General features: G+C 61.6%; 15 protein-coding genes, 1 tRNA gene and 1 pseudogene. 11 read left to right on the top strand and 6 right to left on the bottom strand.

Annotated features, from left to right (window positions below):
* Nucleotides 1-39 precede the first annotated feature (39 nt).
* The 3 genes from HMPREF2792_RS05595 (at nt 40) to pgi (ending at nt 3,109) form a co-directional block, all read left to right on the top strand.
* The gene (locus tag HMPREF2792_RS05595; protein WP_070520647.1) at nt 40-402 is read left to right on the top strand and encodes a chorismate mutase; all 363 of its coding nucleotides are present in this window, start codon (nt 40-42) and stop codon (nt 400-402) included.
* Between the two features lie 68 nt (nt 403-470).
* A complete protein-coding gene (locus HMPREF2792_RS05590) occupies nt 471-1,373 on the top strand; it encodes a chymotrypsin family serine protease (RefSeq protein WP_070531625.1) in 903 nt (300 codons plus the stop codon).
* Between the two features lie 101 nt (nt 1,374-1,474).
* Complete coding sequence (gene pgi / locus HMPREF2792_RS05585) at nt 1,475-3,109, top strand: glucose-6-phosphate isomerase (protein WP_070520639.1); 1,635 nt, start codon at nt 1,475-1,477, stop codon at nt 3,107-3,109.
* 158 nt (nt 3,110-3,267) lie between these two features.
* Here the strand turns inward: pgi and HMPREF2792_RS05580 are convergent, their stop codons facing one another.
* The 5 genes from HMPREF2792_RS05580 to HMPREF2792_RS05560 form a co-directional block, all read right to left on the bottom strand.
* Nucleotides 3,268-4,335: an HNH endonuclease signature motif containing protein gene (locus HMPREF2792_RS05580; protein WP_070531622.1), complete on the bottom strand. Its 1,068-nt coding sequence runs from the start codon at nt 4,333-4,335 to the stop codon at nt 3,268-3,270.
* 52 nt (nt 4,336-4,387) lie between these two features.
* The gene (locus tag HMPREF2792_RS05575) at nt 4,388-4,801 is read right to left on the bottom strand and encodes a YccF domain-containing protein (RefSeq protein ID WP_049155174.1); all 414 of its coding nucleotides are present in this window, start codon (nt 4,799-4,801) and stop codon (nt 4,388-4,390) included.
* A gap of 10 nt (nt 4,802-4,811) precedes the next feature.
* The gene (locus tag HMPREF2792_RS05570) at nt 4,812-5,633 is read right to left on the bottom strand and encodes a DNA-formamidopyrimidine glycosylase family protein (RefSeq protein WP_070520633.1); all 822 of its coding nucleotides are present in this window, start codon (nt 5,631-5,633) and stop codon (nt 4,812-4,814) included.
* A gap of 27 nt (nt 5,634-5,660) precedes the next feature.
* Complete coding sequence (locus tag HMPREF2792_RS05565) at nt 5,661-6,929, bottom strand: alpha-hydroxy acid oxidase (protein WP_070531620.1); 1,269 nt, start codon at nt 6,927-6,929, stop codon at nt 5,661-5,663.
* An 87-nt stretch (nt 6,930-7,016) separates the two neighbouring features.
* Nucleotides 7,017-11,957, bottom strand: a complete 4,941-nt coding sequence (locus tag HMPREF2792_RS05560) for an Lhr family ATP-dependent helicase (RefSeq protein WP_070531616.1) — start codon at nt 11,955-11,957, stop codon at nt 7,017-7,019.
* A gap of 34 nt (nt 11,958-11,991) precedes the next feature.
* Between HMPREF2792_RS05560 and HMPREF2792_RS05555 the strand changes: the two genes are divergently transcribed.
* The 5 genes from HMPREF2792_RS05555 (at nt 11,992) to HMPREF2792_RS05535 (ending at nt 14,574) form a co-directional block, all read left to right on the top strand.
* Entirely contained in the window at nt 11,992-12,750 is a 759-nt protein-coding gene (locus HMPREF2792_RS05555; protein WP_198530301.1) for a 3'(2'),5'-bisphosphate nucleotidase CysQ, read from the top strand.
* 35 nt (nt 12,751-12,785) lie between these two features.
* On the top strand, nt 12,786-13,592 hold the full coding sequence (locus HMPREF2792_RS05550) for a thymidylate synthase (RefSeq protein ID WP_070520622.1): 807 nt from the start codon (nt 12,786-12,788) through the stop codon (nt 13,590-13,592).
* Nucleotides 13,592-14,137, top strand: coding sequence for a dihydrofolate reductase (locus HMPREF2792_RS05545; protein WP_070531613.1), 546 nt, complete (start codon nt 13,592-13,594; stop codon nt 14,135-14,137). The genes HMPREF2792_RS05550 and HMPREF2792_RS05545 overlap by 1 nt, the downstream gene beginning before the upstream one ends.
* Nucleotides 14,137-14,430 carry a mycoredoxin gene (locus HMPREF2792_RS05540; protein ID WP_070531610.1) on the top strand — a complete coding sequence of 98 codons (294 nt, stop codon included), beginning with the start codon at nt 14,137-14,139 and terminating at the stop codon, nt 14,428-14,430. Before HMPREF2792_RS05545 ends, HMPREF2792_RS05540 begins: the two co-directional genes overlap by 1 nt.
* Before the next feature lie 71 nt (nt 14,431-14,501).
* Nucleotides 14,502-14,574 (top strand) — tRNA-Arg (locus tag HMPREF2792_RS05535).
* Between the two features lie 21 nt (nt 14,575-14,595).
* Here HMPREF2792_RS05535 and HMPREF2792_RS12590 read toward each other — a convergent pair.
* Nucleotides 14,596-14,873: pseudogene (locus tag HMPREF2792_RS12590) on the bottom strand (IS481 family transposase); the annotation flags it as partial.
* A 140-nt stretch (nt 14,874-15,013) separates the two neighbouring features.
* On the opposite strand from HMPREF2792_RS12590, the gene HMPREF2792_RS05525 reads away from it, so the two are divergent.
* Genes HMPREF2792_RS05525 through HMPREF2792_RS05515 form a run of 3 tightly spaced genes read left to right on the top strand, consistent with a single transcriptional unit; the run spans nt 15,014 to nt 17,837 of the window.
* Nucleotides 15,014-15,649 carry an MptD family putative ECF transporter S component gene (locus HMPREF2792_RS05525; RefSeq protein WP_012714931.1) on the top strand — a complete coding sequence of 212 codons (636 nt, stop codon included), beginning with the start codon at nt 15,014-15,016 and terminating at the stop codon, nt 15,647-15,649.
* Entirely contained in the window at nt 15,646-16,371 is a 726-nt protein-coding gene (locus tag HMPREF2792_RS05520) for an energy-coupling factor transporter transmembrane component T family protein (protein WP_070529419.1), read from the top strand. Before HMPREF2792_RS05525 ends, HMPREF2792_RS05520 begins: the two co-directional genes overlap by 4 nt.
* A complete protein-coding gene (locus HMPREF2792_RS05515) occupies nt 16,368-17,837 on the top strand; it encodes an ABC transporter ATP-binding protein (protein WP_012714930.1) in 1,470 nt (489 codons plus the stop codon). The genes HMPREF2792_RS05520 and HMPREF2792_RS05515 overlap by 4 nt, the downstream gene beginning before the upstream one ends.
* Nucleotides 17,838-17,840 lie beyond the last annotated feature (3 nt).

The following is a 17,840-nucleotide window of genomic DNA, read 5'->3' as shown; positions in this document are numbered from 1 at the left end:
ATTCCCGTTTGTCTTAACGTGGTGGCACAATCTTCACTCATGAGCGCTTCACATCCTGACACCGCAGATTCGGGCTTAACCCCCGAGCACCAAGACCCCAACGTCGTGGACAACGGCCTCGACATCCGCATGCCCTCGGGCACGGATGACCCGCTCAGCGATGCTGAAATCCAACGCTACCGCGAGGAGATCAACCGCCTCGACCGCGTGATCCTCGACGCTATTAAGCGCCGCACCGATATTTCCCGCACGATTGGTAAGACGCGCATGAGCTCGGGCGGTACCCGTTTGGTACACACCCGCGAAATTGCCATCCTCAATGAGTTCCGCGACGAGCTTGGCGAGGAGGGCCCCGCGATTGCCTCTGCCCTGCTGCGGTTGGGGCGCGGCAAGCTCGGCTAATCTAGCACCAACTCGGACTAATCCCCAACGCACGCGCACCTGAACTAGCGGTGTTTTAAGCTCTCAGCATGCATGTGTCCTCTCGCCCCGCTGTTGTTCTCACCGCAGCTGTCACTGCCTTAGTTTTGACCGCCTGCGGCAGCTTTTCTTCACCTGAGACCTCAAATTCCGCTACTCCACTCGACCATCCCTCCGTCAGCGACTCCGAACGCAGACAAGGTTCCGGAGCATCCGGAACAACGCAAGGCTTCGAGGAGGTCCTCGACGGCGATGCGATCTGGGATAACTCCACTGAAATCCCCCATGCAGAGTTGCTTGAGCCCCGCAATAACTTGTACAACGCACTAAAAGCCGACTACTACATGGACGTGGGAGTATTGACGCTGGGTGCGGCTATCTATAACCGCACGAATGATGGCCGGTGCTCTACCGGTCATTTCGCCGGCGATGGGCAGCGCCTCTTTATCCTTACCGCCGGACACTGCGGGGACAAGGGCGACAGCTTCTACTATGAAGATCGCTCCGGCAGCGAGGTAGAGATAGGCCAGATGGTAATGAAGGCCAGCAACACCAACACAGATAGCATCAGCTCGGCCGACATTGCGCTGATCGAAGTGTCCAACCCCGACGCCGAAGTATCTACCTCGCCGGCGCTCAATGCGCCTTTAGCCGGATGGATGAGCCTGGAAGAAATCACGCGAAAGAAGCCCACGTTGTGCTTTGCCGGTTCCACAGCAGGCATTGCCTGCGACCCTTTCATCGACCGATTCGGTGATCAAGGGCTTTTCACCTTCGGCAGCTACAGCGATACCGGTGATAGCGGTGGTCCTGTCTACGCCTCCATCGACGGCAAACTATATGCAGCAGGGGTCGTGTCCTTTGGCGACTATCACGATTACTCCGGCTCCGAGACGGGCGCCATGGAGATCGCAAACACAATGAAGCAATTCGGCCTCAAGCTTTACGCCTAGCTCAACCCAGCGCAGCCTTCTGTCTCGGCACCGAACAGATTTCTGGACTACGGTGGACACAGTAAGTTTCATGTCTGCTACCTGCCAGAAAGGCTTTTGCAATGGACATCACCGCTCAGCCGCAGTGGGCCGCGCTCACCTCGCTTTTTGAGAGCAAGAAGGACCTCAACCTGCGTGAGCTTTTTGCCAACTCCGCTTCCCGCGCCGCAGACTTTTCTTTCGATGCTGCGGGCCTGCACGTGGACCTGTCGAAGAACCTCATCGATGAGGAAGTCGTCACCGCTTTGGTGGATCTTGCCCGCGCCGCGGACGTCGAGGGCCGCCGCGACGCCATGTTCACCGGCGAGCACCTCAACAACACCGAGGACCGTGCTGTGCTGCACACCGCGCTGCGCCTGCCTGTGGAGAAGGACTTGAGCGTCGACGGCCAAGACGTCGCCGCCGACGTCCACGAGGTTCTGGGCCGCATGCGTGACTTCGCCACTGCGCTACGTTCCGGTGCGTGGCTGGGGCATACGGGCCACACCATCAAGAAGGTCGTCAACATCGGCATCGGCGGCTCCGACTTGGGCCCCGCCATGGCTGCCAAGGCGCTGCGTTCCTACGAGGTAGCGGGTATCAGCGCGGAGTTCGTTTCTAACGTCGACCCGGCGGATCTCGCCGCGACTCTCGACGGCCTCGACGCCGGCTCCACCCTCTTCATCGTGGCCTCCAAGACCTTCACCACCCAGGAAACCCTGGCCAACGCTCACGCTGCACGCCGCTGGCTGATTGAGCAGTTTGATGGTGATGAGTCGGCCGTCGCCAAGCACTTCGTTGCCGTTTCCACCAACGCGGAGAAGGTCGCGGAGTTCGGCATCGACCCCCAGAACATGTTTGGCTTCTGGAACTGGGTGGGCGGCCGCTACTCCGTCGATTCCGCTATTGGTCTGTCCCTGATGTGCACCATCGGCCCACTGGACTTCATGCGCTTCCTCGAGGGCTTCCACGCCATGGACGAGCACTTCCGCACCGCGCCTCTAGAGCAGAACGTGCCGGTGCTCATGGGCCTGCTCGGCGTCTGGTACTCCAACTTCTTTGGTGCGCAGACCCACGCGGTGCTGCCTTACTCCGAGGACCTCGGTCGCTTCCCTGCCTACCTACAGCAGCTGACTATGGAGTCCAACGGCAAGTCCGTGCGCCGCGACGGCACCGCTGTCACCACCGGCACCGGTGAGATTTACTGGGGCGAGCCGGGCACCAATGGCCAGCACGCCTTCTTCCAGCTCATGCACCAGGGCACCCGCCTCATCCCGGCGGATTTCATCGGCTTTGCCCGCCCGAAGGAGGACTTCCCCACCGCGGACGGCACCGGTTCGATGCATGACCTGCTCATGGGTAACTTCTTCGCGCAGACCAAGGTGCTGGCTTTTGGTAAGACGGCGGAAGAGATTGCCGCCGAGGGCGTGGACCCGGCCGTGGTCCCGCACAAGGTGATGCCGGGCAACCGCCCGTCCACCACGATCCTGGCGGAGGAGCTCACCCCGCAGGCCCTCGGCGCGCTCATCGCACTCTACGAACACATCGTCTTCACCCAGGGCATCATTTGGGACATCAACTCCTTCGACCAGTGGGGCGTGGAGCTGGGCAAGCAGCAGGCCAATGACCTGGCACCGGCAGTCTCCGGCAAGGAGGAGGCCGCATCCGGCGACGGCTCGACCGATGCTCTGATCGGTTGGTATCGCAACCACCGCTAAGCACTGCTTGGCGACGTCCCCCGGCCGAACGGTCGGGGGTTCACCCGTTTTTAGCGGGCAATCGACGTGCGAGATCGCCAAGGCCGCGGATGCCCTGTGGGCATCCGCGTGACGATTTACTTGTCGGGCGGACCCTGTGGGCTCGCCCGCGTGGCGGTTTACCCGCCGGGCGGTCCGAGTCCGCGTTGCGCGGCTTGATATGCCACTTGAGCGGTGATTGGTTCTCCCCAGGGCGGGATGTAGTCCACACCGCCGCGAATCCTAAACACGTAGCCAGCACCTGTTGGTTTCTCTGGGTCGTCATCATTAACGCCGTTGTGATAGGCACACAACATTGTCAGATTCGGTGGATCGGTGGTACCTCCTGCTTTCCACGGCACTAGGTGATGCACCTGGGCATAATCAGCAGGTTTATTACATCCCTTCCTGGCACAGGTGGGATGCTCGGCGCTGGCCATCATGCGCTGCTCAAACCCGGCTAAACGCTTCATCCGGTGCAGCCACACCGGCCCGATCGTGGGGTGGATGAGGGTTACGTAGCCGATCTCGGCGAACTTGTAGTTCAGAAACTCCGCGCCGGTCATCCGGCCGCCATTAGTTAGCTCAAGCACGATGTCATCACCATCGCCGCTAACAATTTTGTCGAGCTTGTCCAAGGTGACGACCACGCTGGTGAGAACAGCAGGTTTGGTTCCGCCGTGGGATTTATTGAAGAAGACGTGGTTGGCTGCTTCCAGCAGATTGCTCTGGTTGATGGATTCCAGCACGCCGCGCATCTCGGTGACAGTCAGAGGGTCATCAGTAATGGTCAGCGAGTGCGGCCCATCAGCACGGTAGGTCATGCGCACCCCAGGCGTGGGAATACGTTTGGGCTTGAGCTCCTTTAAGCGCTTTGCCGCCACGGCGGGAATGCTGTGGGCAGGCGTGCCGGCGAGCTTTACACGCAGGTTCCACACATGAAGCTGATTCTGCAGCTTCTTCGTGTAGGCCTCGATGAGGCTCAGCGTGGCCAGGTCATGGCCTTGTTCTAAAGCTCGGCTGCGGGCCGTGCGTTGCTTACCCGTGAACTTGGTGGCGCCGAAGTAGATGTAGTTTAAGCGCGCCAGTTCGGCGGCGTCAGCTGATGAAGCGCCGAGTGCGCGTAATCGCTTCTCGCCTCCTACCGCTTGCTTCACCAGTGTGATCCCCGAGTTGCGGTAGGAGAAGTAGGTTTCTAAATCCCCCATGACTCAGAACCCTAAGGCACCCCAGGCAACCCCGCAACCGGAGAGATACTCGTTAGAGCTTGATCATCGATTCCCAGCCAAAGGGGATGTGGTCAGAGTCTACGATCTTGCGGCCGAACGGGAAGCAGGTCACCGGGATCATCTTCAGGTTGGCCAGAGCCACCGGGATGCCCACGATGGTCACGGCCTGCGCCGCTGCAGTGGTGACGTGGCCGATGGCCAGCCACAGGCCAGCGACAAGGAACCAGACAACGTTAGAGAACCGAGACATGCCACCGGTACCTTTGACCGGTTGAATGACGGAGCGCCCAAAGGGCCACAGCGCGAAATTCGCCATACGCATCGAGGCCACACCGGCAGGAATCGTCACGACGGGGATGCAGGCCAGGATGCCTAGGAGAAAGTAGCCCAGTGCGAGGACAAGGCCACCAGTTGCCAACCAGATGATGTTCAAAATGATCTTCATGCATCCCAGCCTAGCGACGTGGCTGGCAGTGTGGGCACCACCAGATGACGCGCTCTAACTCCCCTTCATCGCCGCCGGCGTCCACGCCACCCAGCGTGGACTTCTCAATGAGCATTCCGCAGCGCCGGCAGCGTTGACGGTTGCGCCCGAAGACGTAAGTTGTCTCCCCTGCCCTTTTCACGCCGGTGGTCACACGTACCGGCGAGTCTCGGTTGGCCCAGATGAGGCGGCGGGAGATGGTGAGGATCTGGGGGACGTCGACAAGCGCTACCGGTGTTGCTGGATGAACGCCGGCTAGGAAGCAGATCTCGGCGCGGTACTCGTTGCCCAAACCCGCCACGTTGCGCTGGTCCAAAAGTGCGGCGCCGATGCTGCGTTGGGGGCGCGACTCGATGCGGCGAACGGCCTCCTCGAATCCGCCTTCTTCCCATTCTGGCGCGAGGATGTCGGGGCCTAGGTGCGCCATGCGCTGCTCAAACTCGCGGGCTGGAAAGACCTCGACCAGCCCTAGCCAATGCCCTACCAACTCAATATCACGCGGGGTATTCTCCATCTGCAGCACCACGCGTGCGCTGTGGCCGGGCTTGCGCCAGCGGTCCCCGGCATAGTGGATGGCCCACGTGCCCTCCATCTTGAGGTGGGTATGCAGGATGAGCTCGCCGCCGAAATCCATGAAGAGGTGCTTGCCATAGGGCCAGACCTCCTCACACACCAGCCCGTCGAAACGCACGGTGGCATAGCGCGGCACGCGCAGGGAGGAATGGGTCACGCGCCGGCCCTCCATGAACTGCAGCCGGTTCGACAGCTGCAGTACCGAATCACCCTCAGGCACAGCAGAACCTCCTCACCAAACGGGTGCCTACTCTACCGGCGCATCCTTTCCCGCACCGAATGCCAGCGCACCCGGCTCCCACGGGGTGACCACATGCTGGCGGCCCAGGTCTTCGATCCGCTTCACGCCGAGCAACTGGAGGGTGTTCTTGAACTCTTCCGCCAACAGCTCAATGACGCGGTCCACGCCTTCCTTGCCGCCGGCCATCAGCCCGTAGAGGTAGGCGCGGCCGATAAGGACGAAGTCCGCCCCCAGAGCCAGCGCAATGGCGATGTCGACGCCGGACATGATGCCGGAGTCGTAGATTATCTCCACGTCTGGGCCCACCTCTGCGCGCACGGCCTCAAGAGCCTGGAGGGTGTTGACCACGCGGTCGAGCTGGCGCCCGCCGTGGGAGGACACCACGATGCCGTCGGCGCCGAGGTCGATGACCTTGCGTGCATCCTCGGGGTTGACGATTCCCTTGACGAAGAGCGTGCCCTTCCACTGCTTGCGAATCCACGCCAGGTCCTCGAAGTTGAGGCCTGGGTCAAACATGGTGTTGACCAGCTCGCCCAGGGTGCCCGTGGTCGAGGTCAACGACGCGAAGGTGACCGGGTCCGTGGTGAGGAAGTTGAACCACCACTCGGGACGCCACGCGGCATCGAAGACCGTGCCGGCGGTCAGGCGCGGCGGGATGCGCATGCCGTTGCGGGTATCGCGCAGGCGCTGGCCCGCCACGGGCGTATCGACGGTAACCACGAGGGTGTCATAGCCGTTGGCGGCAGCGCGCTCGATGAGTTCTTGGCAGGCAGAGTGGTCCTTCCACAGGTAAAGCTGAAACCAACGGCGACCGCTATTGCCTTGCGACGCCGCGACCTCCTCGACCGAGCGCGTGCCCATCGTGGAGAGCGCAAACGGGATGCCTGCGTCGCGGGCGGCTTGGGAACCGGCGTCCTCGCCCTCGGCATGCATGAAGCGGGTAAAGCCGGTTGGCGCGATGCCGAAAGGCAGGGCCGCGAGCTCGCCGGCGATCTCAGTGCTCAAGGAGATGTCGTTCGCGCCGTTGAGCACGTTGGGCATGAGGCGAACGTCGCGGAAGAAATCGCGGGATTCGCGGTAGCTGACCTCATCGCGGGCGGCGCCATCGACGTAGTCGAAGGCCGCCTTCGGGGTGCGGCGCTTGGCAATCTTGCGTAGATCCCACACATCAGCGGCCTCTGCCAGGCGTGCTGCCCGGCGGTCGAGGTTGGGTGCTTCGAACCGCATGAGGTTCTTAAGCTCGGACACGTTGGGCAGTTGGCGCTTCAGCCGCATGAAAACAAGACTCCTTTTCTATTGGGCTACCAGCTTTTGAGGTTAGACCCATGAAAAGCCCGTGGGCTAAATGAAGGTGAATATCATTCAGCGGCGTCGGCGGCGCGGGCGGAAACCACCTGGGCTGCCCGGTGCAGTCGATGGGCCACCAGACTCAGTGGAATCCTCCGGATCATCGAAGGTGAGCTCCTCCATCGCCTCGACAGCACGGCGCCCACCGCGACGTGCGGGACGGTAAGGCTCGGCGGAGCGCGCGGCTTCTCCAGATTGGCCGTGCTGTCCTGCACGGCCGGAAGAGGCAGTGTGCGCAGAGCCAGTAATCCGCACGCCCTTCGGGGTTAGTGCCGCACCCAGTGGACGCAGTTCGCCGCCGAGCTTCGACTCGAAGATAGGCCGCCCGTTCGCCTTCTCAATAACCACCTTGCTCAAGCGCCCAGCGGCCACCAGCTCGTTGAGTCCTGCAAGCACTGCGGCTAGTACCTCGGTGCGCTCGATGCCCTCGGGCAAAGCGTTGAAGAACGTGGTCAGTGTCTTCCCGCCGCGGGTCAGGTGCGCTACCGGCAAGCCATCCATGAGCACCACCAAGGCACCCGCGGCGCGGGTCGGGCGGGCCGCGGATTCGCCGGCGTCGGTAGTGGGCCACGACAGCGCCGCGCCATAGGGGTTGGCCGGGTCGGTCGCAGCAAGGACATAGGCCTGCGGCTCGCGGGTGCCGGAGGGCCAGCCCGTGACGTCGGGGGAATCATCCACCCCGCGTAGGCGGTCAATGACCGCAGGCGTGGAGAACTGCGCCGCACCTAGTCCTTCAATGACATAGCCGCGCATGGCCTTGCCGGATTCCTCAAAACCGGAGAGCACTTTATAAGCCAGGGCGAAGCCACCCAGGACGTCCTCGGCCACCACGGATCCGCGGGTAAGCACGCCATACCGGTCCAGCCAGGCCTCGCCGTGCGCGATGGAACGCGACGTTGCATCCGTCGCGGCGGGCACGGCCAGCGACCACCGCCCCACCACGTCGGGCGCGGTCGGCGCACTGGAGACATTGTGCGATTGTGCAAAGGAGGTGCGCCCCATGCGCAGACGCGAGCGCGAAGGTCTGCGCCGCGCGCGGTGTGCCGTACGCCCCGCGTTCCCCGTCACCAAGTGCGCGCGGATAGGAGCGAAGGAATCGGGGCTGACCAGACCTGCCTCCACCAGACCCCAGAGGGCCTCGCGGACCTCCTCGGGCGTACCGCTCAACTGCGGTTGAATATCGGAGATAAGGTAGCTGCCGCCGCCCTGCAAGGCCTCCAGCAGCTGGGTCTGCAGCATGGACAAGCCCACCTCCTCCGCAGAAACCTGCGGGGCGAGCTGTGCGGCATAGTCCGCCGGTAGCAGCATGATCCAGGGGTCGTTCGAGCCAGCCTTGCCCGCGCCCACGATAAGGACCTCGCCGCCGGTGGTCAGCTCATCGAGCATCGTCGGCGAATAGTCCCCTACGCGCGCAGGCAAAATGAGGCTCTCCCAGGCCGAGGCCGGCATGCGCACGCCGGCCAGCTGCTCGATGACCGCAAAGACGCCGTCCACCCCGCGCAGCACCGGGCGCCGGCCCACCGCCGCCACCTGCTGCCAGTCCGGGAGGAAGCGCCCGAAAGCCGCGGGCGAGACCGGCTGCGTGGCCGCCCGCGCGGCCGTCAGCGAGCGCGAGCGGATGACCTTGAGCACCTCCGCCGCGCAGTACTCCTGCTCCTCCACGCCCTGGCGGTAATGCCCCGCCAGGATGGAATCCAGCCCACTCAGCGTCGAGTGCGCCACCGCGGCCGACAGGCCAAAGGCCTCCTGCACATCGCGCGCCACAAACGGCCCGCGCGTGCGCGCCCAGCGGCTGACTAGTTGATCCAGGGCGTCGGTAATCGTGGCTTGCTGGGAGGGGATGCCGGGCGGGACGGGGATGCCCAGGCCGTCGCGAAGCAGCGGCGCATCAAGCGCTTGGGCCAGGTGCTCGCGGCCGTTGATGCGCACCCGCATAATGCGCGCGCCCAGCGCATCGAGTGCGCGCAGAGGCACCGTGGCGTGCGCACCAAACTCCTCGACCGGGATGGGGCCCAGCACGCGCAGCAGGTCCGCGACCTCCTCGGTGGTGCGCGCCTGGCGTTCTGGAGTGGTGCGCTGCAGCTGGGCATGGACCTCGGCGATGATGGAGCCGTCGAGAAGCTCGCGCAACTCCACCGTGCCCAGAAGCTTCGCCAACAACGCCGGGTCCAGTGCCAGGGCCGCCGCGCGCTTTTCCGCCAGCGGCGAGTCCCCCTCGTACATGAATGCGCCGGTGTAGTTGAACAGCAGCGAGGACGCAAAAGGCGAAGGCTGCTCCGTGGTGACCTCCGCGATGCGGATACGGCGGTGCGCCAGCTCCCGCATAACCTCCGTCAGCGCCGGCAGGTCATAGACATCCTGCACGCACTCGCGCACGGTCTCCAGGATGATGGGGAAAGAGGGGTAGTTGCGGGCGACGTCGAGAAGCTGCTCCGCGCGCTGGCGCTGCTGCCACAAGGGCGCGCGCTTGCCCGGGTTACGCCGCGGCAGAAGCAGCGCTCGCGCCGCGCACTCCCTAAACCTAGAGGCGAAGAGCGCGGAGTTTCCCACCTGTTCGGTGACGATGTCCGCAATCTCATCGGCGTCGAAAAGGAACAGCGCGGCATCCGGGTCCGCCTCCCCCTGCGGCAGGCGCAGCACGATGCCATCATCGCCCGCCACGGCCTGCGCATCCATCCCGGTGCGCTCCGCCACGCGCTGCCCCACCGCCAGCGCCCACGCCGCGTTCACCGGCCGACCAAACGGGGTGTGCAGCAGCACGCGCCAATCCCCCAGCTCATCCGTGAAGCGCTCCAGCAGAAGCGTCTTCTCATCCGGGATGAGCCCGGTGGCCTCGTTCTGCTCCTGCAGGTAGGCGGCGATATTGCGCCGCGCGTTCTCATCGGCGCCGCGCACCACGGATGGGTCCGAAAATGCTTCACGCCGGAACGCACCCAGCGCCTTGCCCAGCTCATAGGGCCGCCCCGCGGAGTCGCCGTTCCAAAAAGGCAAACGCCCGGTGTGCCCCGGCGCGGGTGTCACCAGCACCTGGTCGCGCGTAATCTCCTCCACGCGCCAGCTCGTTGCGCCGAGGGTGAAGATGTCCCCCACCCGGGTTTCATAGACCATTTCCTCATCGAGCTCACCCACGCGGCGCGGCGCGGAACCGGCCTCACCAGTTCCCACCAGGAACACCCCGAACATGCCGCGGTCCGGAATGGTGCCGCCGTTGGTCACCGCCACACGCTGTGCGCCGGGGCGCGGGGTCAGCACGCCCGTCACACGGTCATAGACCACACGGGGTTTCAGCTCCGCAAAATCCGTCGAGGGATACACACCACTGACCAGGTCCAGCACGGAGTCGAAAACCTCGCGCGCCAGGTCCTTATAAGGCCAGGCGCGGCGCACGGTGTCGTACCATGTGTCGGCCTCTAGTCCCTCACTCGTGCCCGCGCTTGCCGACGCCACTACCGCCGCCACCGTCTGCTGTGCCAAGACATCCAACGGGTTGCGCGGGGAGTGCATTTCCTCGATGAGGCCCTCCTCCATGCGAGCGACGGTAAGCGCGGATTGCACGAGATCCGCGCGGTGCTTGGGATAGAAGGAGCCATGAGAGACCGCGCCGACGGAGTGCCCGGCGCGGCCCACGCGCTGCAGGCCGGAGGCCACCGACGGCGGAGATTCCACCTGCACCACCAGCTCCACCGCACCCATGTCGATGCCCAGCTCGAGGGAGCTCGTGGCCACCACGGCCTTGAGCGTGCCTTCTTTGAGCATCCTCTCCGTCAACGCGCGCTCATCCTTGGACACCGAACCGTGGTGCGCACGAGCGATGACGGCAGGGGCCTTCCCGGCGACGTCCACTTGCTTCATCAGCTGGGCCGGGTCGCGCCGGGTAGCCGGGCTCAAGGACTCCGGATCGTGCTCCTGGGCATAGAGCTCGTTGAGCCGGCTGGTGAGCCGCTCGGCGGTGCGGCGCGAGTTGACGAAGACGAGCGTCGAGCGGTGCTCCATGACCTCGGCGTAGAGCTCTTCCTCGATGAAGGGCCAAATGGACTTCGCCGTGGGCAGGGCGGAGTCTCCAGCCCCGCCTTCTTCCTTGCGGTGCGCGTGTAAGTGCAACGCGTCTTGAGGGCCTTCGGTGATGCCCAGGGGGTCGTCGACAGTCGCCTCCCCGATGGGCGAGCCTTGCTCCGGGGTGGGCAGGTCCGACATGTCCTCGACCGGCACGTGGACGTCGAGCTGCCAGCGCTTCTTGGCGGGCGGGGCGATGATATCCACGGGACGGTCGCCGCCCAAGAAGTTCGCGACAGCACTCAGCGGGCGCACCGTGGCGGAAAGCCCGATGCGCTGAAATTCCCCGGCGATGAGCCCGAGGCGCTCCAGAGTCAGCGCTAGGTGCACGCCGCGTTTGGTGCCGGCCAGGGCGTGGATCTCATCGATGATGACGGTATCCACGGTCTTCAAAATTCCCGCCGCCTTGGAGGTGAGCATCAGGTAGGCCGATTCCGGCGTGGTGATGAGGATGTCCGGTGGCTTGCGCACCTGGCGGGCGCGCTCTGCCTGCGGGGTATCCCCCGAGCGCACGCCGACGGTGATATCCGGCACTTCCAGGCCCAGCCGTTCAGCGGTACGGGCGATGCCGTTGAGCGGGGCGCGCAAATTGTTCTCGACGTCCACGCCCAAAGCCTTGAGTGGTGAGATATACAGCACTCTCACGCCATCATGAGCGCCCTCGCGGGACGGCTCATTGCTCAGCGGCAGGGCGGTCTGCCCCTCGCGCTCCACCAGGGAATTCAAGGCCCACAGAAATGCCGCGAGCGTCTTACCGGAACCGGTTGGTGCTACAACCAGTGCGTTCGCGCCGCCGGAAATCGCCTCCCACGCCTGCTCTTGGACCGGGGTGGGGGCGGCGAAAACGTCCTGGAACCAACCGGCCACCTGCGGGCGGAACTTCGCCAGAACGTTTTTGGACATGCCCTACTGTATCGCGCGCGCTAATCTGGTCACTATGACCGTTGAGATTTCTGATTCCCGTCTAACCAACTCCCTCGCCGATGGCTGCGGCGAAATCCTCAAAGGCGTGCGCAACGGTGGCCTGCTGCGCGGCTTGGCGCTGGGTGATGCCGGCGATGAGGCCGCTCAGGAGTGGATCTCCCGCGTCCTTGAGCAGCACCGTCCCAAGGACGGCGTCCTGTCGGAAGAGGCTGCCGATGACTTGAGCCGTCTAAAGAAGGAACGCGTGTGGATCATCGACCCGCTCGACGGCACCAAGGAATTCGCTACCGGCCGCCAGGACTGGGCCGTCCACATCGCGCTGGTGGAAAACGGCACCCCCATCCACGCGGCCGTCGGCATGCCGGACATGGGCGTGACCTTTAAGTCCTCCGACGTGCGCGCGGTGACCGGCCCGCTGTCGAAGAAGTTTGTGGTTTCCCGCAACCGTCCGCCGAAGGTTGCGGATTACGTCGCGGAGAAGATGGGCTTTGAGACCGTCGGCGTGGGCTCCGCAGGTGCGAAGGCGATCCACGTGCTCTTGGGCGACTATGACGGCTACATCCATGCCGGCGGCCAGTACGAGTGGGACCAGGCCGCCCCGGTGGGCGTGGCTTTGGCCGCGGGCCTGCACTGCTCGCGCCTGGATGGCTCCCCGATCAAATTCAACAATGAGGACACCTTCATCCCGGATCTTTTGATCTGCCGCCCGGAGCTGGCAGAGGAGATTCTGGAACACGCCGCCGCCTACGCGGAGGCCAACGGCGGGTACTAACCCCACGCGCGTGGCACGGGCGCAAGAGCGCTATCATGGCGACCATGATTGAGACTCCGTACGAGGACCTCCTGCGCCGCGTCCTGGAAGAAGGCGCTCCCAAAGGCGACCGCACTGGCACCGGCACCCTCTCCCTGTTCGGTGCCCAGCTGCGCTATAACTTGGCGGAGTCTTTTCCCCTGCTGACCACCAAGAAGGTCTACTTCCACGGCGTGATTGGTGAGCTGCTGTGGTTCCTGCGCGGCGACTCCAATGTGAAGTGGCTGCAGGAAAACAAGGTCCGCATCTGGAACGAGTGGGCCGATGAGGACGGCGAGCTGGGCCCTGTCTACGGCGTGCAGTGGCGCTCCTGGCCCACTCCGGATGGCCAGCACATCGACCAGATCCAGGTCGCCTTGGACACGCTCAAGAACAACCCGGATTCGCGCCGCAACTTGGTCTCCGCGTGGAACGTTTCTGAGCTGGACAAGATGGCGCTCATGCCCTGCCACCTGCTCTTCCAGCTCTACGTCGCGGACGGCAAACTCTCCATGCAGGTTTACCAGCGCTCCGCCGACATGTTCCTCGGCGTTCCCTTCAACCTGGCTTCCTATGCCGCGCTGACCCACATGTTCGCCCAGCAAGCAGGTCTAGAGGTAGGCGATCTCATCTGGACGGGTGGGGATTGCCACATCTACAACGACCACATCGAACAGGTCAAGGAGCAACTGTCCCGCGAGCCCCGCGAGTACCCGCAGCTTATCCTCCACAAGGCCGAAAGCCTCTTTGACTATAGCTTCGATGATTTTGAGGTCATCGGCTACGACCCCCACCCCACCATCAAGGCACAGGTCTCCGTCTAATGTTGGGCGCAATCTGGGCGCAGTCCCTCGACGGGGTTATCGGTGACGGCGTGGTCATGCCCTGGCACGTGCCGGAGGACCTCAAGCACTTCAAGGAAGTCACCATGGGCGCGCCCGTCATCATGGGCCGCAAGACGTGGGAGTCCCTCAACCCCAAGTTCCGCCCGCTGCCAGGCCGGGAGAACATTGTGCTGTCCAGCCGTCAGCCGGGCGAATGGTCCGCGGGTGCCACCGTGGTGGACAACCTCAACGCCGCACTTGACGCCACGCTTGACGACGCCTGGATCATCGGCGGCGGCCAGCTCTATAGCTCCACTCTCGACCGCGTGGATACAATCGAGCTCACCCTCATGGGTGTACAAGTCGGCGATGCCTACGGCGCAGATGCCGTCCTGGCCCCGAGCGTTCCGGAGGAATTCAGCCTATCTGCCGATAGTGACTGGCTGACCTCCGAATCAGGCCACCTCACCATTCCCGGCCAGCCGCCCAGCGAGCTGCCGATGAAATACCGTTTCCTCACCTACGACAGAAAGGCTGCTGCTTAATGAGCACCAACGTTGCCACTCCCGAAACCACTGAGCACGTCACCATCTTCTTCGCCGATTGGTGCCCGTTCTGTGCCAAGCTGATCAAAAACCTGGACCGCACCGAAACCCCATACGAGCTCGTCGACGTCGAAGCCGACGCCCCCGAGACCGCCGACATCAACGCGTGGATTGAATCCGTCAACGACGGCAATCGCATCGTGCCCACCGTCCTTTACTCCGACGGCACGCACGCCACCAACCCTTCCGCCAGCGAGGTCCGCGCCAAGTACGCGGAGCTGGCCGGCGAATAAACGAAAGGCGACGCATTTAACGCCGCCCCACGCGGGGCTGCTAGTCTTACCTAGGTGCGCAACGCACCCCCGCCCCAGTAGCTCAGGGGATAGAGCACGGCTCTCCTAAAGCCGGTGTCGGAAGTTCGAATCTTCTCTGGGGCACGCTGTGAAGTCTCGAGACATCGTTCCGGTCGGTGTCTCGAGATTTTTTAGTTGCCCCGACTGGGGTTGAGTTCGTTGTCTTTCTAGTTGTAGTAGATCTTTTCTTCGGTGAGTGTGTAGGCGGCGATTTGTGCCCCAGTGATGGCTATTTTGACGTCGACGTGGTTGTCGATGCAGACCATGGTGATTGGTTCCCCGCCCCATCTGCGTCCGATGTAGAGGCGGCGTAGTTTGCCTCCCCATCGCAGGGTTGTCTTGCCGTTGGTGCCGATTTTGTCGGTACTTAGTCGGTAGTCGTGGTCTGGTTTGATGTCTACTTATCTGCATTCACCCCCATTAAGGGTGAATCTTCAGATCAAAACTTGAAATGTTTTATAAACAGTATTATCTAACTTAGGTAAGCCTTACCTTTCCTGCTGTTCATAAATCGAGGTTTACTATGACCCAACAGTCCTCTACGCCCGCACGGAGTGCAAGCTCATCCAGTGGGTCGACGGCACGTTTAAACACCAGAGATCTCATCAACGCTGGCATCTTTGCTGCACTTTACTTTGTAATCACCTTTGTAAGCGGAATGATTGGATTCGCAGGACCACAATTCATGTTTATTGGATGGTTCATCGCGGCAATCGCAAACGGAATCGTGCTAGCGCTTTATGCCGCCCGCACGCCCAAAATGGGTGCTTTCACCCTCGTCGGTGGTATTAACGGACTAGCATTCATGCTCACCGGACACTACTTCTGGACCCTGCTGGGAAGCATAATTCTAGGGTTTATCGCGGATTTGATTATTACAAAAAGCCACCTCAGTATTGCCAAATCCTTCCCTATTGCCTACAGCGTCTTCTGTGTCTGGATTTCTATGCCTTTTATCCCGCTAATTCTGGATACGGACTCCTACTACGTCGATATCGCAGACCAAATGGGTCAAGAATATGCCGATGCCATGTCGGATATCTTCCAGCCATGGACCATTGGAGTACTGGCCATTTGTGCGCTCATCGTCGGCTTTATCGGAGGAAAGGTCGGAGTTCGCGTCAGCCGCAAACACTTTGAAAGCGCTGGTCTCCTGTGAGCCTGCCAAAACAGGGCGTGCTTCATCGATCTTCGATCGATCCACGGACCGTGCTGCTTTCTGTTCTAGTAATCAATGCGGTAGCTCTCAGCCACGGCCACCTACCGACACTGCTGATTTCTATCGCTTTCAGCTCCATCGCACTAGCTACAGTAAAGCCACACTATGGTCTTATTTGCCTGTTCGCTTTTGCATTATCCTATCTAGGGTACTGGGGCCTATTACAGCTTCCTGGCTCCACATTTTTCGCTTTTTCAGCGGCAATTTTTTCGTGGCTAAGCCGTTTTGTCATCAGCATGTCCATCGGCACATTCGGCTTGCTCACTCTCACACCATCCACGTTGACCTCAGCACTGCGGGACCTGCGTTTACCAGGCTGGGCCACCATTCCACCGGCGGTATTCCTGCGCGTTTTGCCGATCATCGTGGCAGAAGCCAAAGCCATCCGCGATGCCATGGTCCTTCGGGGTCTCCAGCCTGGAGTAAAAAGCTGGATCACACAGCCCACACAATCGTCCGCGATGTTGATCATCCCCTTATTAGGTGCCGTCGTCCGCGCTGGTGATGAGCTCGCTGCCTCTGCTCTTGTCCGGGGATTGGGAGGACCCGCACGCCCAACCACCACCGCCGATCTTTCCTTCAAGCTTGTCGATGCAACTGCACTAGCTGGGTTGGGCCTCGTTGTTGCCTCTGTCTGGCTTCCCACGGAGGTCCACTTATGAACGAACGCAGTATCGCAACCAGTGTAGACGCCCACAACGTTTCTTTTACATATCCATTGGGAGCTCGGCCAGGTATTCAAGGTGTATCTGATGTGTCTTTTTCTGTCTCTCCAGGACAGTGTCTACTGATTACCGGTGATTCCGGATCGGGAAAGTCCACGGTACTCAAGTTGATCAACGGACTCATCCCCCATTTCAATCCAGGAGAGCTACTAGGCACCATCACTATTATAAAGGATGACCAGGCTTTTACCCCTGCGGAAGAACCGCTGTCCCGAGCCATCGAGTTCAGCGCCTCAGTATTCCAGAATCCAAGGACACAATTTTTCACTGAAAGCGTCAATGCAGAATTGGCCTTCGGGCTAGAAAACCTTGGTGTAGATCCCAAAGAAATTGAGTCGAGGATTCAATCAGCGGTCGAGCTACTAGGCATTAACGATCTTCGGGGCCGGCGATTCAAAGAATTATCCGGTGGGCAGTTACAAACCGTGGCATGCGCATGCGCGCTTGTGTCCCCGGGCAGTCTCGTGCTTCTCGATGAACCCACGTCCAATCTCTCTATGGAAAGCATCGATATTCTTGCACGCGTGCTACACCGCTTGAAGGAATTAGGCACAACGATCATTATCGCTGATCACCGTCTCTTTTTCTTAAAAGATATCGCTGACCAAGTTATTTACTTGACTCAGGGAAAAATAACGCGGAGTTTCCGCGCTCAGGAGTTTTATGCCTTAGACGAACCCGAACGCAAACAATTGGGGCTACGCAGCTTACACCATGTTCCCCTGCCCGCGAGCGTGCCGGTACCACCCACGCTCGAAAACGCCGATCCCCAGCGGAGCGGACTCGAGCTAAGCAACATCTGTTTTTCTTATGGCGCACATGAGGTATTAAACATTGACCACGCATTTTTCCCCAGCGGCGAAGTCACCGCCTTAATCGGGCCCAACGGCGCTGGAAAAACCACCCTCGCCAGGATCATTTGTGGTCTTGCTTCTCCCAAACGCGGCGGTAGTCTCCGTTTGAACAGCAAACGAGTAGGAGCGGCTGCCCGCAGACGTGCCGCGTACATGGTGATGCAAGATGTTGGCCGCCAATTATTCGCAGCCACCACCGAAGAAGAAGTCACGCTCGGACTGGCAAAGAAGAAGCGGGACCACATCGATGTCAATGAGATTCTCCATCGCCTCGATCTGGCAGGAATGGCCCAACGGCATCCGCAGTCTCTGTCCGGTGGGCAACGGCAACGCTTAGCCATAGCTTCAGCCCAAGCCGAGCAAGCAGCGATCTACATCTTCGATGAACCTACCTCTGGCGTGGGCTGGCGCCAACTGCAATCCATCTCTGCGCTACTTCGATCTCTTGCAGCAAGCGGAGCAGTGGTCATCGTCATCACCCATGACCACGAATTCATCCAAGAATCAGTCACCAGAATCATCGATATGACTGACATCAACAAGAATTGAGAA

Origin of the sequence: Corynebacterium sp. HMSC068H04 (assembly GCF_001811255.1) — a bacterium.
GTDB lineage: Bacteria > Actinomycetota > Actinomycetes > Mycobacteriales > Mycobacteriaceae > Corynebacterium > Corynebacterium hesseae.
This window is presented reverse-complemented; position numbering and strand designations above follow the sequence as displayed.